Annotated in this window: 16 protein-coding genes; 7 read left to right on the top strand and 9 right to left on the bottom strand. The window is 59.2% G+C overall.

Translation table 11 applies throughout. The annotated features are described in order from the left end of the window. Positions 1-86 precede the first annotated feature (86 nt). The 4 genes from JQ611_RS25460 to JQ611_RS25445 all read right to left on the bottom strand — a co-directional run bounded on the left by JQ611_RS25460 (position 87) and on the right by JQ611_RS25445 (position 6,212). A complete protein-coding gene (locus JQ611_RS25460) occupies positions 87-2,027 on the bottom strand; it encodes a hypothetical protein (RefSeq protein WP_212466930.1) in 1,941 nt (646 codons plus the stop codon). An 812-nt stretch (positions 2,028-2,839) separates the two neighbouring features. Further along, positions 2,840-3,637: a hypothetical protein gene (locus tag JQ611_RS25455; RefSeq protein ID WP_212466929.1), complete on the bottom strand. Its 798-nt coding sequence runs from the start codon at positions 3,635-3,637 to the stop codon at positions 2,840-2,842. Positions 3,638-3,828: 191 nt separating this feature from the next. Beyond that, positions 3,829-5,028, bottom strand: coding sequence for a glycosyltransferase family 4 protein (locus JQ611_RS25450; protein ID WP_212466928.1), 1,200 nt, complete (start codon positions 5,026-5,028; stop codon positions 3,829-3,831). Between the two features lie 32 nt (positions 5,029-5,060). Next, positions 5,061-6,212, bottom strand: a complete 1,152-nt coding sequence (locus JQ611_RS25445) for a glycosyltransferase family 4 protein (protein ID WP_249133441.1) — start codon at positions 6,210-6,212, stop codon at positions 5,061-5,063. A 244-nt stretch (positions 6,213-6,456) separates the two neighbouring features. Between JQ611_RS25445 and JQ611_RS25440 the strand changes: the two genes are divergently transcribed. Beyond that, positions 6,457-7,464 carry a polysaccharide deacetylase family protein gene (locus tag JQ611_RS25440; protein ID WP_212466927.1) on the top strand — a complete coding sequence of 336 codons (1,008 nt, stop codon included), beginning with the start codon at positions 6,457-6,459 and terminating at the stop codon, positions 7,462-7,464. 21 nt (positions 7,465-7,485) lie between these two features. Here JQ611_RS25440 and JQ611_RS43070 read toward each other — a convergent pair whose 3' ends face one another. Both JQ611_RS43070 and JQ611_RS25430 read right to left on the bottom strand, forming a co-directional pair. Further along, positions 7,486-7,647: a hypothetical protein gene (locus tag JQ611_RS43070; RefSeq protein ID WP_212466926.1), complete on the bottom strand. Its 162-nt coding sequence runs from the start codon at positions 7,645-7,647 to the stop codon at positions 7,486-7,488. Between the two features lie 105 nt (positions 7,648-7,752). Beyond that, complete coding sequence (locus JQ611_RS25430) at positions 7,753-8,589, bottom strand: acyl-CoA acyltransferase (RefSeq protein WP_312012178.1); 837 nt, start codon at positions 8,587-8,589, stop codon at positions 7,753-7,755. On the opposite strand from JQ611_RS25430, the gene JQ611_RS42750 reads away from it, so the two are divergent. From JQ611_RS42750 to JQ611_RS42745, 4 genes are all read left to right on the top strand, one after another. Next, a complete protein-coding gene (locus JQ611_RS42750) occupies positions 8,536-8,682 on the top strand; it encodes a hypothetical protein (RefSeq protein ID WP_312012179.1) in 147 nt (48 codons plus the stop codon). The genes JQ611_RS25430 and JQ611_RS42750 overlap by 54 nt on opposite strands. A gap of 707 nt (positions 8,683-9,389) precedes the next feature. Next, positions 9,390-9,851 carry a cupin domain-containing protein gene (locus tag JQ611_RS25425; protein WP_212466924.1) on the top strand — a complete coding sequence of 154 codons (462 nt, stop codon included), beginning with the start codon at positions 9,390-9,392 and terminating at the stop codon, positions 9,849-9,851. Between the two features lie 304 nt (positions 9,852-10,155). Then, the gene (locus JQ611_RS25420; protein WP_212466923.1) at positions 10,156-11,256 is read left to right on the top strand and encodes a glycosyltransferase; all 1,101 of its coding nucleotides are present in this window, start codon (positions 10,156-10,158) and stop codon (positions 11,254-11,256) included. Then, complete coding sequence (locus JQ611_RS42745; RefSeq protein ID WP_212466922.1) at positions 11,253-12,551, top strand: O-antigen ligase; 1,299 nt, start codon at positions 11,253-11,255, stop codon at positions 12,549-12,551. The genes JQ611_RS25420 and JQ611_RS42745 overlap by 4 nt, the downstream gene beginning before the upstream one ends. 764 nt (positions 12,552-13,315) lie before the next feature. Here JQ611_RS42745 and JQ611_RS25410 read toward each other — a convergent pair. The 3 genes from JQ611_RS25410 to JQ611_RS25400 form a co-directional block, all read right to left on the bottom strand. Next, positions 13,316-14,755: a lipopolysaccharide biosynthesis protein gene (locus JQ611_RS25410; protein WP_212466921.1), complete on the bottom strand. Its 1,440-nt coding sequence runs from the start codon at positions 14,753-14,755 to the stop codon at positions 13,316-13,318. A gap of 161 nt (positions 14,756-14,916) precedes the next feature. Continuing rightward, on the bottom strand, positions 14,917-16,062 hold the full coding sequence (locus JQ611_RS25405; RefSeq protein ID WP_249133438.1) for a hypothetical protein: 1,146 nt from the start codon (positions 16,060-16,062) through the stop codon (positions 14,917-14,919). Positions 16,063-16,198: 136 nt separating this feature from the next. Beyond that, positions 16,199-17,692, bottom strand: a complete 1,494-nt coding sequence (locus JQ611_RS25400; protein ID WP_212466920.1) for an undecaprenyl-phosphate glucose phosphotransferase — start codon at positions 17,690-17,692, stop codon at positions 16,199-16,201. A 351-nt stretch (positions 17,693-18,043) separates the two neighbouring features. Here JQ611_RS25400 and JQ611_RS25395 point away from each other — a divergent pair, with 351 nt between their 5' ends. Next, on the top strand, positions 18,044-19,411 hold the full coding sequence (locus JQ611_RS25395; RefSeq protein WP_212466919.1) for a polysaccharide biosynthesis/export family protein: 1,368 nt from the start codon (positions 18,044-18,046) through the stop codon (positions 19,409-19,411). Between the two features lie 166 nt (positions 19,412-19,577). After that, positions 19,578-20,645, top strand: coding sequence for a UDP-glucose 4-epimerase GalE (gene galE, locus JQ611_RS25390; protein ID WP_212466948.1), 1,068 nt, complete (start codon positions 19,578-19,580; stop codon positions 20,643-20,645). The last annotated feature ends 61 nt before the right edge of the window (positions 20,646-20,706 follow it).

Below are 20,706 nucleotides of genomic sequence, written 5' to 3'. Positions count from 1 at the left end.
CGACCGCTTCCGATGTTCCTTCTCATGCATTCCCAAATTTCGATGTTGCCGCACCCGGGCGGCGAGCGCCCGGGTGCGGAAGCGGATCATGAAGCTGGTGGTCTGGTGAGGAACGATTCCTGACCCCAGGTCGTGCCATTCGATATGGCCGACACAATCTGACCGGAATCGACCCGGCCTGGGCTGGCGGCCATATACTGGTTCAGCAGCGCAAAGCTCTGGTTTGCCTGGGACGCCACGGCAGTGCTGGTCGCAGGCGCCGTGGCCGTGGTGGTCGCAGGTGGGCCAGCCGTCACGGTGATCGACTGTGGTGCGGAGGCCGTCAGCGTGCTGGTGACCGGGCTCGTGGTAGCAGTCGCAGGCGCCATTACCGTGGGGGTTTGCGGCGTCGTGGTGGTCGGCGTGGTCGGAGTCGTGGTGGTCGCAGACGGAGCATCCGACAGGGTCATCCACTTCGTCGAGGATGTCGTAACGGCGCCGGTGACCGGGTCCTTGGCGGTTGCGGTCAGCGTGATTGTGTCGACCGGATCGCGCGAGCCTCGGTAGTAGTTGTGCAGCGTCAGTCCGCTGTCAACCTGCGCCTTCGTCAAGGTGATGTCTCTGCCACTGAACGTGTGACCGAGGCCGTCGGTGATCGTCTCGTACGACGCCAATCCCCTGATGTTCACGGTCACTTTGTCGTTGGGATCGGTAGTTGACACCTTCACCCCGAGGTCGGCCGTACCGCCCCTGCCGTTCACCGTGAGCGTGTGATCCGCGACGGTGAGGACCGGCTTGACCGAGGATGGAGACGTCGGTGAAGTCGGGTTCGTCGGCAAGGTCGGGTTCGTCGGCAAGGTCGGGTTCGTCGGTGTGATCGGATCGACATCGACCTGGAGACCGGCGAAGGTCTTCAACGCGCCCGAAAGGTTCGCCGCCAGGCCTAATGCATCCTTGATGCTCCCGCCGGCCAAATTGACGCCGGTGATGGCAAGCGCCGAGGTATCGCGGTCGGTCGCCGCGACCGTCGTTTTGAAGGTGAGCGTATTCGAGCCCGACCCGCCGAAATAGGTGGCCTGGCCGCCATCATTGAGCGACAGCGTAGGCCTACCGGTGACGGTCACGGCCTCGCTGAAGCCGAGCGTCAATGTGATGGTATCGCCGACATGCTCGATTCCCGTTCCCGGTAAAGCGGACGCCTGCGTCACTGTCGGAGCGAGGTTTACCGGATTGGTTGGATTGGTTGGATTCGTGGGCGTGGTGGGCGTCCCCGGACCGGGTTCCAGGCCAGGCGCCGGATCTGCCGTCAATTGGGCCGGAGTGAGCGTAGTGAAATAGACCTGCTGATACTCGGTTGTCAGTTTGGTCCAGTTGTTGTTCCCGGCCAAGGGATTGTTGTTAAATCCGCTGACAAATCCAGCGCTGGGGCTTACCCACCAATCGGCGCCGAGCTGGGCCACCAGATTCGCATTCGGATCGTTGGTCTTCATTTCCGCTACGACGAAAATGCCGTCGACCGTTCCGGGTGAGTAAGTTCCGCGCCCCGTGGGCCAGAAATGGTCGTTGTATCCGCTTGTAGGCGCATCCACGCTTACGGTGCCATCGGACAATTTTTGCTGTTGCCATGGCACACTTGCATTACCAGCGAAGTCAGCGACATAATGGTGCCCACTGATGCCCTGCGTCGACTGGTTTTGCACCAGGACCCAGTCGCCATTTGTGAGATGCACATACGTACGGAAATTCGCGATCTGTACAGTGTCGTCCGACGGGCTCGGGCTGAGCGGCACTCCGGCCTGATTATAGACCACCCCCCATCCCGTGACAGCCGAGAAATTGGAAGGCGGGTTGTCGTTGGCAACCAGTGCGCCCTTATACCAGCCCCAGCTCGAAGGGACGCCTAGCGGGTATCCTTCGCTGTTCCCAGGCGTATTTTGATAGATGGCTTCGTTCAAAGCGCTTGTGGACACTAAGATCTCCTTTGCAGGAAAGTTGAAGTTGAAGTTGAAGTCGGAATTCCACTGCCGGGCATAGCGGGCGCACGACATATTGCTTGCTCGCAGTCTGGGACCGCGAACACATTTCAACGCTCGGACTGCGAGCGGATTCCAACGCATCGCAGCCCTCGGACTGCGAGCGGATTCCAAATGCAGTGGGAATTGCCCCCCCGACTGCTGATCGGTTGGTTAGTAAGCAAAAATGGCGAAAAGACTTCCAAAAAGTGATTTTAAACACATGTATATGGCCCTATACGTGCGGATATTTCGTCGAAACGCGGTCGACAGGCCGGTTCAAAACACCCACGTTGGATTTTTCTGTCAGATTTACGGCGGCGTCGCTGGGACGGGAGCGTCATGCGGGTCGTCCCAAAGCGTCGGCGAACCAAGCTTGCGGATCGGTCGACGCTCCCCACCGACTTCGCCACAGAGGTAGCCGAGGGGCGAGGGGTGTTGAGCAGGCTGGCCGGAGCTTCCAGTCGCTTTGGACTCAGCGATGAGTGGTACAGCGTGCGGCACGGCGTCGCCAGCTTGATGCACTTTCAAACCGGCAGCGGTGTTGTTCGCGTTCGCCCCGCGTACGGAGCCGTGGCGTTTCGCTACCAATCAGCGTCGAGCCGGGCCACCAGATTTGCGTTCGGATCGTTGATCTTCATCTGCGCTTCAACGAGGACACCGTTGACGTTCCGGGCGTGAAAGTGCCGCGCACCACGGGCCAGAAACGATTATTGTATCGCTGGCGTTGTTTGAATGCTGGACGTGTCACGCCATGTTTGCGGCACAGATCGACGACCGAAACGCCCGCCTCTGCTCTTAAGGCCCTTCAAAGAAAATGCGTTGTCCTGGAAACGCCGATAGATAAGCTATTTCAATGGCGGAGGCGGTTCGGCTTGTAGTTGCGATTTGGTCATGGTCGTGAAGAAGAAATACTGGTACGTCGTGGTCAACTTGACCCAGGCGCCCATGCCGACGGCGGGATTATTTACAAATACTCCATCTTGGTTGAGGTACGGAGCTGAGGCGCTTCTCCACCAGTCAGCGCCAAAGTTTGCGATCAGATTTGCCCTTGCGTTATCGGTGCGCAGCTGTGCGATCGAAAACACCCCGTCGACTGTTCCGGGAGTATACGAGCCCCTCGGAAAAATCCAGAAGTGATCGTTGTGGCCGGAAGCCGGCGAGGCCATTCTTGCGCTTCCGTCAGGCTGAACGACGAGACTCATTGGCGAAGAGGAGTCGTTGGAGAAATCTGCCACGTAATGCCCGCCTGCGACAGAATTCATGGCTTGATCTTGTACGAGTTGCCAGCCGCCACTCGTCAAGTGCACATAAACCCGATAATCCTTCAGATAAACATTGGCAGCTACGTTCGAAGCACCGACTTGCGGATATATTTGTCCCCAACCAGTTAGTGCAAGGAAGTCGGAAGGAGGAGCGCCGTTCCCCGTGGCAGCGGGGCCACCTGCATACCACCCGAATATGGTCGGGACTCCGTACGGATATAGTCCGTTGTCATATCCGGAATTCTGCGAAACTACACAATCGATAGATAATGAAGTGCAGATGGGTTGGGGCGCCGGACGCTTGGTCTCGGCGCTCGCCGATGAGACGAGGGCGCCGAGGAACATGAGAGCCGGGAGCGGAAGAGCAAGATAGTTTTTCATGGTATTTATGGATCCAATTGGGTCGATGATACAATCAGCAGCCACCGACGCGGACGAGAGGTTTCGCCGTCCGAGAAGCCGGCGAGTCGTGTCGCGCGGGGGGTCGTCAGACCTGAGGCTACGCTCCCATCTCACAGGCTTGCGCGACGTTCGCGGCAAGCACGTCTTTGGCGCCGCGCTCTGATCCACCCTCACGCACTCACCAGTGATCGGTAGGTGTCTGTCAAATTGGCGTTGTGTTTCTCGATGGAGAAGTGCCGCTCTGCTCGAATCCGCCCCGCAGCACCCATGCGCGCACGCAGCGAAGGATCGCGCATCAAGCGGCTGATGTGACGTTGGAGTTCCTCGGCATCGCCTGGCTCGAACAAGACTCCCGTCTCGCCTTCAACAACGAGTTCCGGAATGCCGCCTATCCGGCTCGCCACAACGGGTTTGCCATGAGCCATCGCTTCCAGCACCGACATTGGACAATTCTCGTACCACTCTGACGGCACGACGATTGCCGAGGCGCCACGGATCGTCGCCTTCAGGGGCTGTCCTGACAGCTGGCCAACAAACCGCGCGTTGGGGTATCGCATCTGCAAGCCACGCTCCAAAGGACCGGTCCCCGCAACCACCAGGTCCCAGCTGCCGGCAGCCTCATGGGCCCGCAACAGAGTCTCGACGCCCTTTTCTCTGGAAAGCCGCCCCAAATAGAGAACATATCCGTCGTCCTGCGCGCTCGCGTCGATTTCGGCGGTATCTACCCCATTATAGAGCAATACGACCTGTTCCGATCGGAACCGATGCAAAACCGCATCACGCATGAACTGGCTAGGCGCAAGAAATCGATCCACCTTTTCATAGCTGCCGAGCCAACGCTGAATTGCTGCTTCTGCGTAGAGCAGGGCACTGTCAGCGATGGCTCCGCCGGCACAGCGGTTCCTCAAGACGTGGCGGAAATCTCCGTCCAGGCACAGCGAACAAGGGCGACCCTCTCGCAGACGCAAATATGCCGGGCACACCGGCTTGAAATCGTGCAGCGTCAACACAACCGGAATGCCTCGCGACTTGGCAATGCTGATGATCGAGGGCGTTATCTGATGATAGATGTTATGGCAGTGCATCAGATCTGGTTGCGTCTTGTCGATGAGCGCAGCGATCTTGCTTACTGCCTCTCGCGAATGAATGAACGAAAGCGCGGGGCTCAGCTTCGACAGCTTGCCGCCTTTGCGATAGTCCTTGTTGGATACGAAATGGGATGCGTAAGGTGATTCACGATTCCGTTCGTCGTGCATCGAGAAATCGATCACTTGCTCGCCCGAGTGCAACAGGTAGTCGCGCTCCTGAAACATGACGACTTCCGCCCCGCCTTTGGGGAAGAAAAACTTATTGGCCATCAGCACCTTCATCCGCGCAGTCTCGTTCCCAAGCCGACGTTTGTTCACCCAGCCGACGCTTTATGCCGCCTAAGTTCGGCTTCTCCGCTGCGTACCGCTCTTCGATATACCCTGATGGTCTGCTTCACCACGGAGTGCCAGTCATAACGCTCGGCGACCCATCGGCGAGTGCTCTCGCGCATTTCCACCGGCCACGGCATGCCCGCGAAGGACTCCAATCGAGCCGCAAGTGCAGGCACATCCCCCAAAGGAAAATAGTGCTTCGCCTGCAATCCAATCTCCAGATGCGCGGGGAGATCACTGGCGATCACGGGAAGCCCGTAACTCAATGCCTCCAGCAGCACGATCGGCAAACCTTCGTGAGAAGATGGTAGGACGAAAACGCCGGCATGAGCATACAGCTCGCGGAGCGGAAGGCCGGTCTGGAATCCGGCCAAGATCGCGCCTGGGGTCGCATGGACAAGCGCCGCCACTTCCGCAGCGTATGCGTCCGGGTGATCGGAAGCCCCAATCACCACAAGCTTCCATCCGTTCAGCTTAGCTGTCGCGTAGGCCGCGATCAGATCCTTGTGCCGCTTCTCTGGCACCATACGGGTCACCGTCAACACGTATCGACCCGGTGTCAGCCCAAACGTTTGCAACGCCGAAGTGCTGCTCGGAATTTCCGGCAGGGCGACACCGTTAGGTATCACGTACGATTCCAGACCGTATTTGTGACGTATGAGGTTGCGGATCGTCTGAGAGATTACAATACGGCGGTTGCAGAACCGCATCCCCCATGCCTCTCCAGCACGGAGAACTGCCTTGGCAAATAGCCCCCATTTCTCTCGATCATAATCAGGGCCATGATGCGTCACAACCACATGCAGTCCCAACAAGCGTGCCAACGGCACCATCAAAGAGGGTCCGATTGCCTGGATGTGCAGGACCTGCGGGCGCCGCCAAGCTGCGGCCAGCACGCCCAGGAACGAATGAACTATCGTTTCAAGAGCCCGGGACTTGGGCGACCAGATTCGCAGGTAGCGCACCCCCTTCCAGCCGTCGCCGCGATCACGCGGCACATAGGCGGAACGCACGACCACCTCAACATCACAATCCAGCTCCCTCAACATCCGGCACAAGTGCTCCGCGTGAGCTTCCACTCCGCCTTGCACGCCGGGAAATCCGCGCAATCCAAGCATCATCACACGCAACATGGAACGACCCCGTGCTCACCAATATGGTCATGCTGTTTCAGCGAGGATGACCTTGCTGACGGTCACGTTAGGCCACTCGCCGATGTCGATGCGGGGCTAAAAGGCGTTACTGGGAGGGAGTCCGGAGTACCCACAAAGAGGCGTCCGCACGAGACTAGTGGTGGTCTTGGCAAATCCGCTCGTTCGATGCGATGCTTCCGCTCATCGAAATTGGGTTGTCCGAGCAGAGGTGGTCCCTGGCTCCATGAAACAGCAACTGAAGGATCTCGTGTGCCACGGGGTTAGCTGGGCTGGGCTTATGCCGGCCGTTCGAAGTCAATTTGCGGGCCGCGCCGCGATAATCGTCTTCCACGAGATACAGAGAGAGTTTCGATCTGAATTGGAAACCGGGACATCAGTTTCCCTATTTGAGCACTCACTGAGTTGGCTGCGGCGAGAAGGGTGGGAAATTGTGAGCCTCGACGAATGCCTTGATCGAGTGTCGAGGGACGACCGATCGCGTCGTTATGCAGTGCTTACTTTCGATGACGCTTACCGAGACAATGTTTCGGTGGCGCTTCCAATCCTAGAGCGTCATAATGCGCCGTTCATGGTGTATGTGCCGACTGGTGCTCCCACGCGAACCCTAGAATCGTGGTGGCTTGGATTGCGCGAATTAATTCGCTCACGGGATGATGTTACGGTCGATGCAATGGAGACCCGATTCCATTGTCCTGACGTTCAGGCGAAGGTATCCGTGTTAGCCCGTGCCACACAATGGGTTCATGAGGATTATCATCGTGCGGCCATGCTTGCTCCGACCTTCCGCAAAGCTGGTATATCGCTTCCTGCATTGAACGACGCATATTTGCTTGACGAACGGGAAATTCAGGTTCTGTCACATCATCCACTCGCGTCGATTGGCGGGCACACGACCTCGCACCCAGCGCTCAAGAATCTTGATAGTGCTGCCGCGCGAGCGGAAATGGCCGATAACCGAAACTATCTCCAGAACCTGACCCAAACGCCGGTGCGGCACTTCGCTTATCCATATGGCAACCCTAAAGCATCTGGTCCTCGCGAAGAGCAACTCTGCAGCGCAGTGGGCTTTTTGACGGCGGTAACTACACGGCCTGGACCCCTAGACACTCTGCCCTTAAATCACTTTGCGCTTCCTCGTGAATTCGTTGACTCAAAAGTGGGTTTTCAGGCCCGAATGAGCGGTCTCCAGCGGGCCTTTCGGATGCTGATTGGTGATGCACGCGCGGCATAACCTGCCGACCGTCGATCCGGGTCACCGGCGCAAGTTTGCGAAATTGCTGGTTGAGAAGATCTCGTCCGAGGCCACGAAATCGGCATAGCGCAGCGTTGACGCGGGTTCGATCACGCGCTGCCGGGCATTGCCGTTCAGGCAGGTGTCGATCGGCGCCGGCGTGTAGACGGTGCCACGAACCACGTTGGCATTGTCCAGAACTCCGAGACGTTCCCGAGCCGGTCCATCAGGCGGTTCTGGAACCCACTTGACCGCGGATTAATTGACGCGGCCATATGGGCCACTGGGTTACGGTCCGTGGATCACCAGTTCGGTATCCGACAGATCGGCAAGTCGGGGGCATTGTGGACCCTTGAAGTATTTGCGGCGGCGTTCCCTGTAGAAGCCGACCAGGTCGTTCATGCGGCCGTTCGCGTCGAGCGCGATCGCGACCTTTCCGCGCCGGAGCAGGAATCGGCCGATGGCGCCGGCGCAGGCAACATAATCGGCTACCTCGTGGCAATAGATCAGCTGCATCGCCGGAGGCGCGATCCGTTCTTTGATGCGCATCGACTGGAGGACGAAGGGATAGCCGCGGCCGTCGGCCGCGCGGCACACCAAGCCGAGGCAGCCGTAAGCTGCGTGCCGCGTCAAAATCGCGACGTCGGCTTCGGACAGGCTCTCGACCGCCTTCGCATCTCGCGGGACAATTTCGACGCGCATGCCGTTCGCCGGGCGCGATAGTGCCGGGAATGAGAAGAACAAGCCGCGGCAGTAGGGGCGGAAACCCTGGGTCTCGATGGTCGGCCAGGTCCAGTCCGCCGGGCTGATGTTGACGTAGGTGACATGATCATGGCGCTGCGCGACCTTGGTCAGGATCGGCGCGTAGTTGCGGTAGGCAGGTTCTACGTACCAACTGGAGAGATTGCAGCGAATCGAGATCGCGCCGCCATCGTCTCGTGCGGTGTAGATCAACAGCAGAATCCCGACGGGCGTCCCATCGTAGTCGAGCATGTAGCCGAAACGCGGGTAACCTTCGGGTACGTCGCGCACGGACTGTCGCCGAAGTCCGACCATCCACCAGTCGCGGGAGTGGCGCGTAAAACCGTGCGCCAGAAGACGGGCAACAGCGTCAAGATCGGCTATTCCTATCTCGCGACACCGGATCATGGTCCGAACTCCGTTATAGGATCGGCGCAGATCAACCCAGCTGAGCTGCAGGCGCGGCCGAGAGCGTAGCACATACCCGCCACCTCGGAGATCAACGCGCCATCCCTCGCCGAACTCGATCGGGATCTGGGCGCCAAGAAGCCTCTCCTTGCGCGCCGCGTCGATGGCCTTCCGTGGAAAGCGCGCCTCGCGCTCGGACGCTTCGGCCTTTGTCGCCGCGGCTTCCGTGACGACGACCGCCCGCTGCCGGAACGCGACGCGATCACGAGAGAGTACGACTCTGCTTTCCGCCCGGCCTTGTTCCGGTGCTGCCCTTCCTGCACGTTCATTGGTCCAACGCTTCCCATGTGATGGTCGAACGGATCCACGCAGAGATCAGTTCCGCGCGAAGCCGCTGGCGGCAATCTAACAGACCGCACTTGCGGGGTGGGCGGTGCAAAGGTGGATATCCAGGAACATGGACCCCAAGCGAGGTACCTCCGAAGCTGAACTGATGACCTAAGTGCGGTGCGGCGTGAAACAGCCAAATCGACGGTCGCAGCCATCCCTCCGGTTGGCGTGGAGGGAACAATTTTGGACAGGAATTTCCCCGGTCAGTGTCGCTCTCAGCTTCATCTCGGTTTCGAGAAGGCGCGAGGTACCTCTTTTGAGCCTCAACGAACGCTGCTCGGTCCAAAGTAGCCTCTTCACACTCTTTGCGAAAAATCGGATTGTTCAAGTCCCGGGAGAACTCGGCAACAGGCACGCCGGGATGCTTTCAATTCGAGGTGAGACCGATGCCGCTCGCGCTTATCGAAACTAGTCATTGCAATGTGGATCTCAAGCCAGCGCCGATTGAGCCATCCTGGATCATTGAAGGCAATCCGGAAGCCCGCAACTGCGCGCTGTCGGTCAGCGCAGATCGCGCGGCCTGCACGCTGATCTGGTCCTGCACCGAAGGCAAGTTCAACTGGTACTACGACTGCGACGAGACCATCGTGATCCTCGAGGGATCGATCGTGCTCGAGAGTGACGGCATGCCGCCACAGCGCTATGGAGTCGGTGACGTAATCTTTTTCCGCGACGGTGCGCACGCGAAATGGCATGTCGAGGGCTATGTAAGGAAGGTGGCCTTCTTCCGTAAGACCAATCCGGTGGGGCTCAGTTTGGCCGTCCGCGTGGTCAACAAGCTCAGGTCCTTGATCCCGCGGCGCCATGATCCTGCTGTCCAACGAGGGGTAGGCGCCACCGCTCGTTAGGGGCAGGGAGGGGATTTGCTGACAGAGACTGAGAAAGTTGGCGCGCGTAATCGGCTCCGCAGCAACGGGAGGCAGGCTGCAGGCGCAGTGCTTGACCGGTCATCAATCCCATTTGGGCTAGCTCGAACGGCTGCGCGGGGGTTGGTGTCGGTAACTCGATTGACCATTCTCGATGCCCCTTTGGCCCTTTGCCCGGGAGTCACTCGTTTTATAGGCTTGCCGAACAGCAAGATCGATTTCGTCGATTTGGACGAGGGGGCCGGCGGCTGTGCGGCGGGAATCCACGTTCGTTAAGGAAATGAATGTGTCCACGGAAACAGGACCGACTGTCAGCATCATCATCAAGGCGCTGAATGAAGAACGTCATATCGCCGCGGCAATCGAAAGCGCGCTCGGCGCGCTCGAAGAAAGCGACGGAGAGGTAATCCTGGCCGATGGCGGTTCGAGTGATCGTACCGTCGAGATTGCGCGCCGATACCCGATCCTCATCGTTCGGCTGAACCGAAGCGAAGATCGATCCTGCGGGTCGGGCGCGCAACTCGGTTTTCAGTACAGCCGCGGCCGCTATCTGCTGCTGATGGATGGCGATATGCAGGTGCATTCCGGTTTCCTGGCCGCCGCCATCGACACCCTGAGCCGAAATCCGAGCCTCGCCGGCGTCGGCGGCGTGCTCACCGAGCCCAGCTTGGTGAACGAAGAATATGAACAGCGACGCAAGCGCCATAATCCTTCCCGCCACCCCGGCCGTGTCACGCGGCTGGAGGGCAGCGCGTTCTATCGTCGAACGGCGATCGAGTCGATCGGCTATCTGACCGACCGTAACCTCCACGGCTTTGAGGAATTTGATCTGGGTGCCCGGCTGCATGCCGCTGGCTGGGCGCTTGCCAAGATAGACCGCCCGATCGCCCATCATGAGCCTCACACCGGGAGTGCCTATCGTCTGTTGCTTCGTCGTGTCCGCAGCCGGTTCTCCTGGGCGCCAGGCGAGCTGGTCAGAGCGGCTGTGGGTCGCCGACAGTTCTGGTTCGTCGTGCGGAACGACCGCCAGTGGAAGATATGCCTGCTCGTGACCGGCTGGTGGGTCACGGTGCTCACAATGCTGGCAATGCCGGGTTGGCTTTCGGCGGCTGCCGCCGGCGGGATATTCCTGTTTCCCTTAGCCGGCATGTCGCTACGCTGGCGATCGGTTCGGCTCGGCCTCTACTCAGTCGCGGCGTGGAACGCCATGGCTCTTTGCTTTTTGCCTGGTTTGTTGCGGCCGCGTCGTTCCCCGGCCAGCTGGATTGAAAGCACTGTCCTGCGGGACCGTCGTCACGAGCGCCACGGGACGGCGCACCAGGGCTGCCAGATACCCGGCGGGCAATCGAATATGCACGCGCGCGACGCCGAGGAGGCCAAATCGTGACGATCGCGCTGCCAGCGAGCCGGCATTCTCTCGTCCGGCCGTTCGCCGGAAGCGACCGTCTCATTCGCAGCACGCTGTTCCTGGCTTTATTTTTGCAGGTGTGGTTGACCGCGAGCCCGTTTCCCGACCAGTCGGATGCGAGCGCGCTCGAACTTTCAACCAACGCAAACGTCACGGGGCAAATCATTGCGATAGTGTTGACGGGCGCCCTGGGCGCGTTTGCGCTGACCCACCATTTGCGCGATATTGCGCGATTAGTGACGCCCATCCTCGTTGCAATTTTTCTGTGGTTCGCTTGCACCGCGGTCCTCTCGCTTCACCCTGATCTCGCCGCGCGTCGATTGGTGCTGGCGAGTTTCGTGATGTTCCAGGCCGGCATGTTTGTTCTTCTGCCGGAAGATCGCATCCACTTTGCGCGACTGCTGGCGGTCGGCGCTTTGTTCATCCTGGCTTTGTGTTATGCCGGAGTAATATTTGCGCCGCACGTCTCCATCCATCAAGTCACCGACCTTGCCGAACCGCAGCTCGCCGGGAATTGGCGCGGCTGTTTCGACCACAAGAACGGGGCGGGGGCCGGCATGGCAATCCTCATCGTTTTCGGCATTTACATCTTTCGTACGCTGAGCGGCGCACTCGGATCGCTGATCGTCGCGCTGGCGACGTTTTTCCTCATCTTCACCGAGGCGAAGTCGCCGATCATGCTGTTGCCGTTTGCGTTAGCCGTCAGCGCCGTATTTGTGTGGCTCCGCAGTACGGCCGCGAAGCTGATCGTCCTGATCAGCGTCCCGGCGGTCATCGGCGTCCTTACGATCGGATCGGTCCAGTTTGCCTCCGTGAACACGTTGGTCGAGGAACTGATGCCGGACCCGACGTTCACGGGCCGGGTCGATATCTGGCAGTTCACGCTCGATCATATCGCCCAGCACCCAATCGCCGGCTTTGGATTTCAGGCCTTTTGGGGAACGGGTGAACTGGTGAACAGCTGGACCTGGCGCGGACCGTGGGGTTACCGCGCTAGCGATGCACACAATGGCTATCTCAACATCGCGGTGATGACCGGCCTCGTGGGCCTGGTGCTGACGCTCGGTTGGGCATTCGTCCGGCCTTTCATCGACCACGTGCGCACTCCTCCGGGCCGCGCCGATCCGGCGCTCAACTTGATGTTCATCCAGACTTGGCTGTTCGGGCTCTACCTGTGCGGCTTCGAATCCGTGCTGTTCAGCAACGGCAACGGCGTGTGGTTCATGATTGTGGTGTCAATCTTCGGGCTGCGTCTTCAGGCCAGCGCCAAATAGGTCGGAGAGAGGGCATGAGGCTCTCCTCACCCTGCCTTCTGTCGATCAACAAATACTTCTGCCCACGGGGCAGGGCCGGAGCGGTCTTTCGAGCAGGAATCGCATGCTCGACGGTGCCGGCTGGCAGGTCGTGCCGAAAATTGTTCCACGCCATGGGCAGGCACTTCCCCGATGAGCTTGAATTCCGCCGGAACTAACCGCCGCAAATCAAGCTCCTGCAGGCTCGCCTTCGATATTGCCGACCCTGCGCGCCGCCGGGATTCCGGTCGTCAGGACCGTGCATGATCTCAAGCGCGCCTGTCCCGCCTACACCCCTGCCTACACCATGATGACAGCAAGCGGGCCATGTGAACGCTGTCGCGGCGGCCGCATTCACAATATCCGGTTCATCGCTGTATCGTTCGGGCTGAGCAGCAGGTCGCGGCGGTGGTGGCGAGGCTTGAACACCGCCCCGCCCGGGCATATCGGGCTGCGGGTCGTGGTGACGCATCACCTTGCGAACCATGAAGCGCGTTTAATCGCGCGAGCGATTAATTAGTTAGTTGCCGTTTCCCGGTCTCCTCACCGACATCCCCGCGCTCGCCGAACATTTCGAGGCGATGGACACGGCCGGCGCCGCGGCACGTTCGGCCCGATGGAACATAGGCGCTTCTTGAGGGACCGCGATTGGCAACAGGTCGCCCTGGCGGACACCCGATCTTCATATCCCGGCGCTGGCTCGCTCGCGCACCCGCCTGGATTCGATGCGGGATGGAGCATCATGCTCAAGTCCGCCGAATGGCCGACAGGGAGTAATAAAGGGCGATAGCGGAAAGGACGGTCACGCTCGCAATACCCCATATCACAGCACCGGTAATCGCGTATGAGACAAGGACGGTGATCCCGACGCCGATCACCAGCAGGTCGCGCGGCTCGAATGTCCTGACATCGAACAGGGTTTTTACGCGCGCCGCGAGCGGATAGAGCAGAGCACACGCGAGCGCCATCGTGATCGGAATCGCCGTCGGACCGAGTAACGGCGCTATCACGAACGGTGCGGTGACCAGCGCCCCGAAGGTCGAGGCGGTGGTCCTGAGCGAGACGTTCGCCTGGCCGGCGATGAGCAGCAGTCGGTCCGAAGTTGCAAAGAACGAATGCATGAAAGAATGGATCGCCAGCCACACCAGGAACGACCCTGCGCTGGTGTAATTGCCGAATAGCGGCAGCAGGAAGGGGCCGATGCATAATATGCCTGCGATGTTCAGCGCGCTGCAGCCGACCATCAGCTTGCGGCAGAATACGTACTCCTGGCGCAGCGCGGCGAGGTCCTTCGTCTGGATTATGTGCGCGGCGCGCGGCGCAAAGCGCTTGAGCAGCACGATCTGAAAGAACGAGTAAAGGGCTGCGATCCGTGAGGCGACCGCGTAATCCGCTACAACTTCCGATGGGAACAACATACCGGCGACCAGGATGTCGACGGCGCCCAATTGATTGGCGAAGAGCGTTGCGGCAACGAACTTGCCGCAGTAGCTCAGGTCCCAGGAGGTCCAAGGCCGCCAACCTCCGACCGAGCGGTCACACAACGACCGAGCGGACCATAGCCATGGAAGGAGAACTGAAAGAGTCATGGCGTGGGCAACGTATGCGTTCGGCAGGCCCGACAGCGCCACGGCGGGCAACAGCACCATCCGCACCGCGTTGGGAGCGGCTTCTCCGAGCGCGATCGATTCCGTGATGCGCGATCGCCCTTCGAGTGCGCCGGTCGACGTCACCAGCAATACGGTGAAAATTCCAAATGGCGCGAGTTCGCGGAACCAGGCCTCCAGCCCCGGCTTGGCGAGTGCATGCGCGATCGGCCCCGCGAGAACAAAGCCTGCGAGTGCGACGAGGGCGGCAGCCGCGGCGCTGAAGAAAGCCGAATAGCGATGCAGTCTGATTTCCGCGGTTCTGTCGTTGGGATGCCGCGACACGTGATAAATGAGCACCAGCGAGGCGCCGATCCCGAATGCCATGCCAATAACTCGATAGAAGCCAAAGGCGATCATCATGTCGCCGAAACTGTCTTTGGACAGTATGCGGTTAAGGATGATCAGCACGATGAACTGCGAGGCCAGCCCAAACACGCGGGCGCTGGATCCAGCTGCCAGGACGGCCAGATAGGTGCCGAGCTGGCCTCCACGGAAGGCCGCGCGAACGCGGTCTTGGGAAAGAAACGCGGCTAGCATCCTTGCTATTCCAATCCTAACGACTTGACGATTGACGGACCGAGTGCGGACCTTTCGGCGGGCTTTATCAAGAGACACCAATACTGCCGCTGTGGATTCATGTGGCGAGGGGGATTAACCAAAGACTGCGCCCTGCGCACGATCCAAACCCCTTCGTGCGCCTAACTGCCCAAACTCGGCTCTTTGTACTCGCGATGTCTTTCGAGCTCGGACGAGCCGTCCAACTGGGGTTTAGAGGCGCTGACTTTGCCCATTGGAACAACTGCGCGTCCTCCAGACCAGCCCTCCGGTGCGGCCGCTCGATCTGATAGATCTCGCAGCATTCCGATGGCGATGCCAAGAAGCAACCCTGCAACGATCGATACCCCGAGCACGATTCCGGCTTTCGGCGCACTGGCCGTCAAGGGACGCGACACATCGGTGAGCTGGTACGCCTCGAACGTCGATGAGGGTGGTTGCTGCTGCGCGGCTTCCATATACCGCTGCACACGGAGAAAATTATCATAGGTCCTTGCGGCGGCTTCCGCTTTGGCTTCCAGTTCTCGGAGCTCTCCCTGCATGCTCGCCATCGATTTCGATGACTTGCCTGCATCATCAGCGGAATCCGCGATCTCGTTCCTCTTATCCGTTAGAGCCTTCTTGGCAGCTGACACCTGGCTGCTCAATTCGTTGGTCCGATCCTTGATCCACCTCTCATTTTGCAAAGCCGATTTGTACTTTGCGTCCATCTGACTCACGATGTACGTTTCGGCGACAGTGTTCAGGATCGTCGCCGCGCGCTCGGGGTCGGAGGATTCGTAGGAAAGCTCGATAATGTACGTCAAGCCGACGCGCTTCGCCGAAAGCTTGCGGGCGAACGAATCCGTAGCCTGGCGCATCAAGCTGTATTCCGTTTCTGGCTTCCTCCAGCCGAGCAGCCGAGAGACCGACCTTTTCATGCTCTGCGCGAAGCCTTGCCCGGTAAATTCAGGATCGTTTGCCAAACCGAGTTTTTGGATCACGACGCGAGCGAGACCCTCAGACTCTATGATTGCGATCTGACTGTCCGTGATCGTTGAAACGGACGCAGTGTCTCCCGGTGCAGCTTTCGAATTTATGATGAGTCTCACGTTTGCGGTGAACGTTGGTACTGCAACGACGAGGTAGAGTAGAGCGATGAAAACCGTTGCCAGAAAGGCTAGGACCATGATCGACAGGTGTCGCCGTATGAAGGCCACCCCTTCTGCCAGAAACTCGTAAGGCGACCGAGAGTCAGGCGGCATATCGTCCTGATTTACCGAGCTTTCCGTTCTATAAATCTGCAGCATTTTCACGAACCTGTACTGGCGGTTACACTACCGGGCGCTGGGCATCAGGCGCAACACGACGGATATCTCGGTCTTATCGCCGTGCGATCCACTAAACAGAAGTCGGCTGGCAGAAGATGCTGCAGAGGTAGCCGCGTTAATAGGCATTCCAATACACCTTTCTGGAAAAGAAGGTCATGACCAGGATTTTGAGATCGAGAAGGAGTGACCAGTTGTCGATGTAGTAGAGATCGTGCTCCACACGACGCTGCATCTTCTCGAGGGTATCAGTCTCGCCACGGTACCCGTTGACCTGAGCCCAACCTGTAATGCCAGGTTTGACGTTGTGGCGGCGGGAAAATGACGAAATCAGCTCAGCGAACACTTCGTTTTGCGAGGTTGCGTGTGGGCGCGGGCCGACGAGCGACATGTTGCCGATCAGGACGTTGAACAACTGTGGAAGTTCATCGACATTGGTTTGGCGCATGAGGCGTCCCAGACGAGTCACCCGTGGATCGTGTCTGGTGACAGGGCTGAAGCTGTCGCCTTCCTCCATCACGGTCATCGATCTGAACTTCAGCACGCGAATCGGCTCGTTGTTGTAGCCGTGCCGTGTCTGGCGAAAGAACACCGGCCCACGGGAGTCGAGCTTGATTGCGAGGGCAACGATGACGAAGAGGGGGCTAACCATAATCAGCCCGGCGATTGCAGCGGCGACGTCGAAAGCTCGCTTTATGGCCCGGTTGAAAGGATCGAGGGGACACTGGAAGATCCGCATCGTCACCATGTCGCCGAACTGGGTGATCCGCGACACGGCCATGAGATCGATGGATCCAACAGGAAGGACGTGAACGTCAACCGGGAGGTCTGACAGGGCGCTGGCAAGCGCGAGAGCAGACGGAACTTCCGCTTCCGAAGGCAAAATCACAATGTCATCTGCTCGGAGAGGCCGGCAGTTTGCGACAAGCTGGCGCGCATCAAGCAGTGCTTGGGCCGCATCGGGAGGTGCTGCTACGGAGGCACCGGTGCGAGCCGTCGGAAAGTCGAACGAGTGGATGGTGCGAATCCCGGTGCCCATCGCTCGAACGGAGAACTGCAGGCAGTGACCCTGGTCTCCAATTAGAACGATGCGTCTGGCGTCGATCAGTCCCGCGGCAATGGCCGGCTGCAGTAGTGAGAACCATATTGCGCGTGTGCCAAGTACCGCGAGGAGGACGCTCACGGCCTGGGCGATCACAGTGGCGCGTGAATACTCTTCGGAGATTTTCAGAACGAATATTATCGAGAGGAAGAAGGAGAATGCGAGGAAGACGCTGCTTGCGCCACTCCATAGGAACATGTGGCGGGGCTGCGTCAGGATCCGGGAGTATTGGCCGAGCGCAATGGAAACGAGCAGCTCCAGTGTAGCAATCAGAAGGGATTCCTGAATGTACTTGGCGGGATCCGGCGAGACCAGGACCTGCCCCAGGATCAGTCGATGATAAAGGATGGCGGCGAAATAGGCCGCTACAGTTATGAGTAGGAATTCGGTACTTGCTGCCAATGCCAATAGGGCAGCCAGTCGGTTCTTGCCGACGCGTGCCGGGACTGTCCTGCCGACGCCGACCGAACGTGTCGAGGCCGGCAAATTGGTAAAGGAGGCGTAACTCATCGCACTCTGCCACCCAGCCATTCCGTCCCCCTGGCCAAATCAGTAGCATCGGAGCCGCCGGTCCGAACTGGCAATAAATGGGTAGGGAGGGGTAACCACGATGGTCGGTTGAGCTGCGGCACCGCGGGATTAAAATTACCGGAAAGAAATCCGCTCGCAATGCTCGGCCCTGATCAATCGAACAGAAGGAGTTACTGAGCGACCCAGCGCCAATGAGGGAGCAAGAACGGCAAGTCGTGCGGATGGCTTCTCTGGACGGTCGCTCGGACGATAGCGATGCCGGCGCGCGCTGCCTTCCATCAGGAGATTTGAAGAACTTCACGGACCACGTCCAAGCAGGGAATTGCCACCATGCGGAATACCGGACTGCGCAATGATTTCGATACCGATGTCTTCGGCAGCACGCTCGGCCGCAGCATCAAATGGGGCTTGGTGGCCGTTGGCCTCACGATTTTCGTTCCTCAAGCAAAGGCTGAGTATCGGGTCAGCATCGGAGACGTGCTGGAGGTCTCGGTGGCGGGCCTGCCGGAACTGCGGCATCGTGGTGCCGTCCAAATGGACGGGAATATTTCGTTACCACTGGTCGGAATGCTTCCAGTAGCCGGCCTGCCCTTGCCGCAGGTCCGGGACAAGATTGGTGCCGCACTGGCGAGCAAGGTGTTTCGACAGCGCGAGGCCGTCATCGTGATAGACGCGGATCAAGTCACTACGACGGTGGCGGAATACAGACCGATATACGTAAATGGGGACGTGTCGAAGCCGGGCGAGTACCCTTACCGTCCGTCCATCACCGCGCGTCAGCTCGTTGCTGTGGCAGGCGGCTACGACATCATGCGTATCAGAATGAATAATCCGTATCTCGAGTCGGCGGATCTGAGGAGCGAGTACGGGTCGCTTTGGACAGAACTCGCCAAGGAACAGGCGCGTATGTGGCGCATCAAGAACGAGCTTGGAGAGGCGACGCAGCTCAATCCAGGCATTCTGACGGACGTGCCCATAGCTCGATCGGCGATCTCGGAAATAGTCAATGCAGAAACGGAATACTTGAAAACGAAGCAGAGTGACTTTCAGCAGGAAAAGACATTCCTTCAAAGCGGCGTAAGGCGGGGAGACGACGAGATCCGTGTGCTCTCGGAGCAGCAGAAGAAGGAGGAAGAGGGGCTTCACTCAGACCTCGAAGAACTGCAGAAGGCGTCCGATCTCTTCGCCAGGGGTTCCTTGACCAGCCCTCGCGTTACGGATGCCCGTCGCGCGGTGTTGCTGTCGTCAACCCGGAAGCTGCAGACCACCGCGCAACTGCTGCAGGCCAAGAAGCAACAGGACGAGCTCACCAGAAAGCTGGCAAAGCTTGACGATCAGCGCAGGCTCGATCTGCTCCGTGAGCTGCAGGACACCAGCGTAAAGCTTAACCAAATTCGCGAGAAGTTGCAGAGCGTCGGAGAGAAGCTTCTATACACTACGATGGTTCGATCACAGCTCGCACGCGGAAGCGGTAACAAAACGGAGATTGCGATCATTAGAAAAGGCGACAAGGGCCAGGAACGGATCATCGCAAGCGAAGATACCGAGTTGGAGCCGGGTGACGCAGTCGAGGTCACCTTGCGATACCATGACCGGCCTGACGCTTCTCCCCGAAGCCTAAGCAGTTCAAGTATCCCGTCAGGGATGGGCCGGATCGACGCGACTGGGAACGATTCGCTGCGCGTCGGGAGGCGGTGACGAGGGTTGCCGCAACGGCGTTCGTCTTCGCCACGACACGCCTTGGCGCGGCTGCCGAAGCCTTCTCGCAGAAACAGTTATCGCGAGTGCGGGTCTGGAGAGCGTAGCCGGCGCCCAGGCAGGCATTGCACGCAAGCCGGTTGGACGAATACGGAAAGTGGCCGAAATGATCTTGTTGACAGGCGGCGCTGGCTACATAGGGTCTCATGTCTGTACCGCCTTGATGGAGGCCGGGCTCGACGTCGTCGTGGTCGACAATCTCTCCAACAGCAACAAGGCCTCTCTCCAACGGGTGCAATCCATCTGCGGGCGGTCGCTCGTCTTCCGGCACGCCGACATCCGGAATGAAGAGGCCATCTACGAAATACTTCGTTCCTGCGGGGTGACTGCGGTTATTCACCTTGCGGGGCTGAAGGCCGTGGGCGATTCCAACGTTCGGCCCATGACGTATTACGAGAACAACGTCCTGGGAACGATGCGGCTCGTGTCGGCCATGAAGCGGGCGAACGTGAAGTCGCTCGTCTTCAGTTCGTCTGCAACCGTTTACGGCGTACCCGGCTATCTGCCGCTCGACGAGAAGCATCCGCTCGGACCGACAAATCCGTATGGCCGCACGAAGTTCTTTATCGAGGAAATGCTGAGGGATCTTTACAGCTCCGACGACGAGTGGCGGATCGGTATCCTACGGTACTTCAATCCGGTTGGCGCGCACGAAAGCGGACTCATCGGAGAAGACCCGCTGGGCGTTCCGAGCAACCTGTTGCCGTTTGTGGCGCAAGTGGCGATTGGAAAACGAGAAAAGCTGCTCGTTTGGGGAAACGACTATGACACGCCGGATGGCACCGGTATCCGCGACTTCATCCATGTCGTCGATCTTGCATCCGGTCACCTCAGTGTCTTGCGCCACCTGAAACGGCCCGGGGTGCTCACGATCAACCTTGGAACGGGCAGCGGCAGCAGCGTTCTGGAAGTCATTCGAACATTTGAGGCGGTGAGCGGCAGGTCTATTCGGTATGAAATCGGGGCGCGCCGGGCAGGGGATGTCGCCATCTGTTATGCCGACCCCACGTTTGCGAAGGAGGAGTTGGGTTGGAAATCGGCGCGATCGTTGGAGCAAATGTGCGCGGACCATTGGCGTTGGCAATTGCAGAACCCCAACGGCTATCGTGATATCGAGCTTAAGGTCCAGGAGGTGAGCAAGCACGGAATGGCCCGACCGCATGAGCGGGCTTGAGGACGAGTTGCGGCAGCAAGCACGCCGCCCATCAGAGGTAGCCCGTTAAGACCCGAAATCT

Origin of the sequence: Bradyrhizobium sp. AUGA SZCCT0182 (assembly GCF_018130185.1) — a bacterium.
In the GTDB taxonomy this organism is placed as follows: domain Bacteria; phylum Pseudomonadota; class Alphaproteobacteria; order Rhizobiales; family Xanthobacteraceae; genus Bradyrhizobium.
This window is presented reverse-complemented; position numbering and strand designations above follow the sequence as displayed.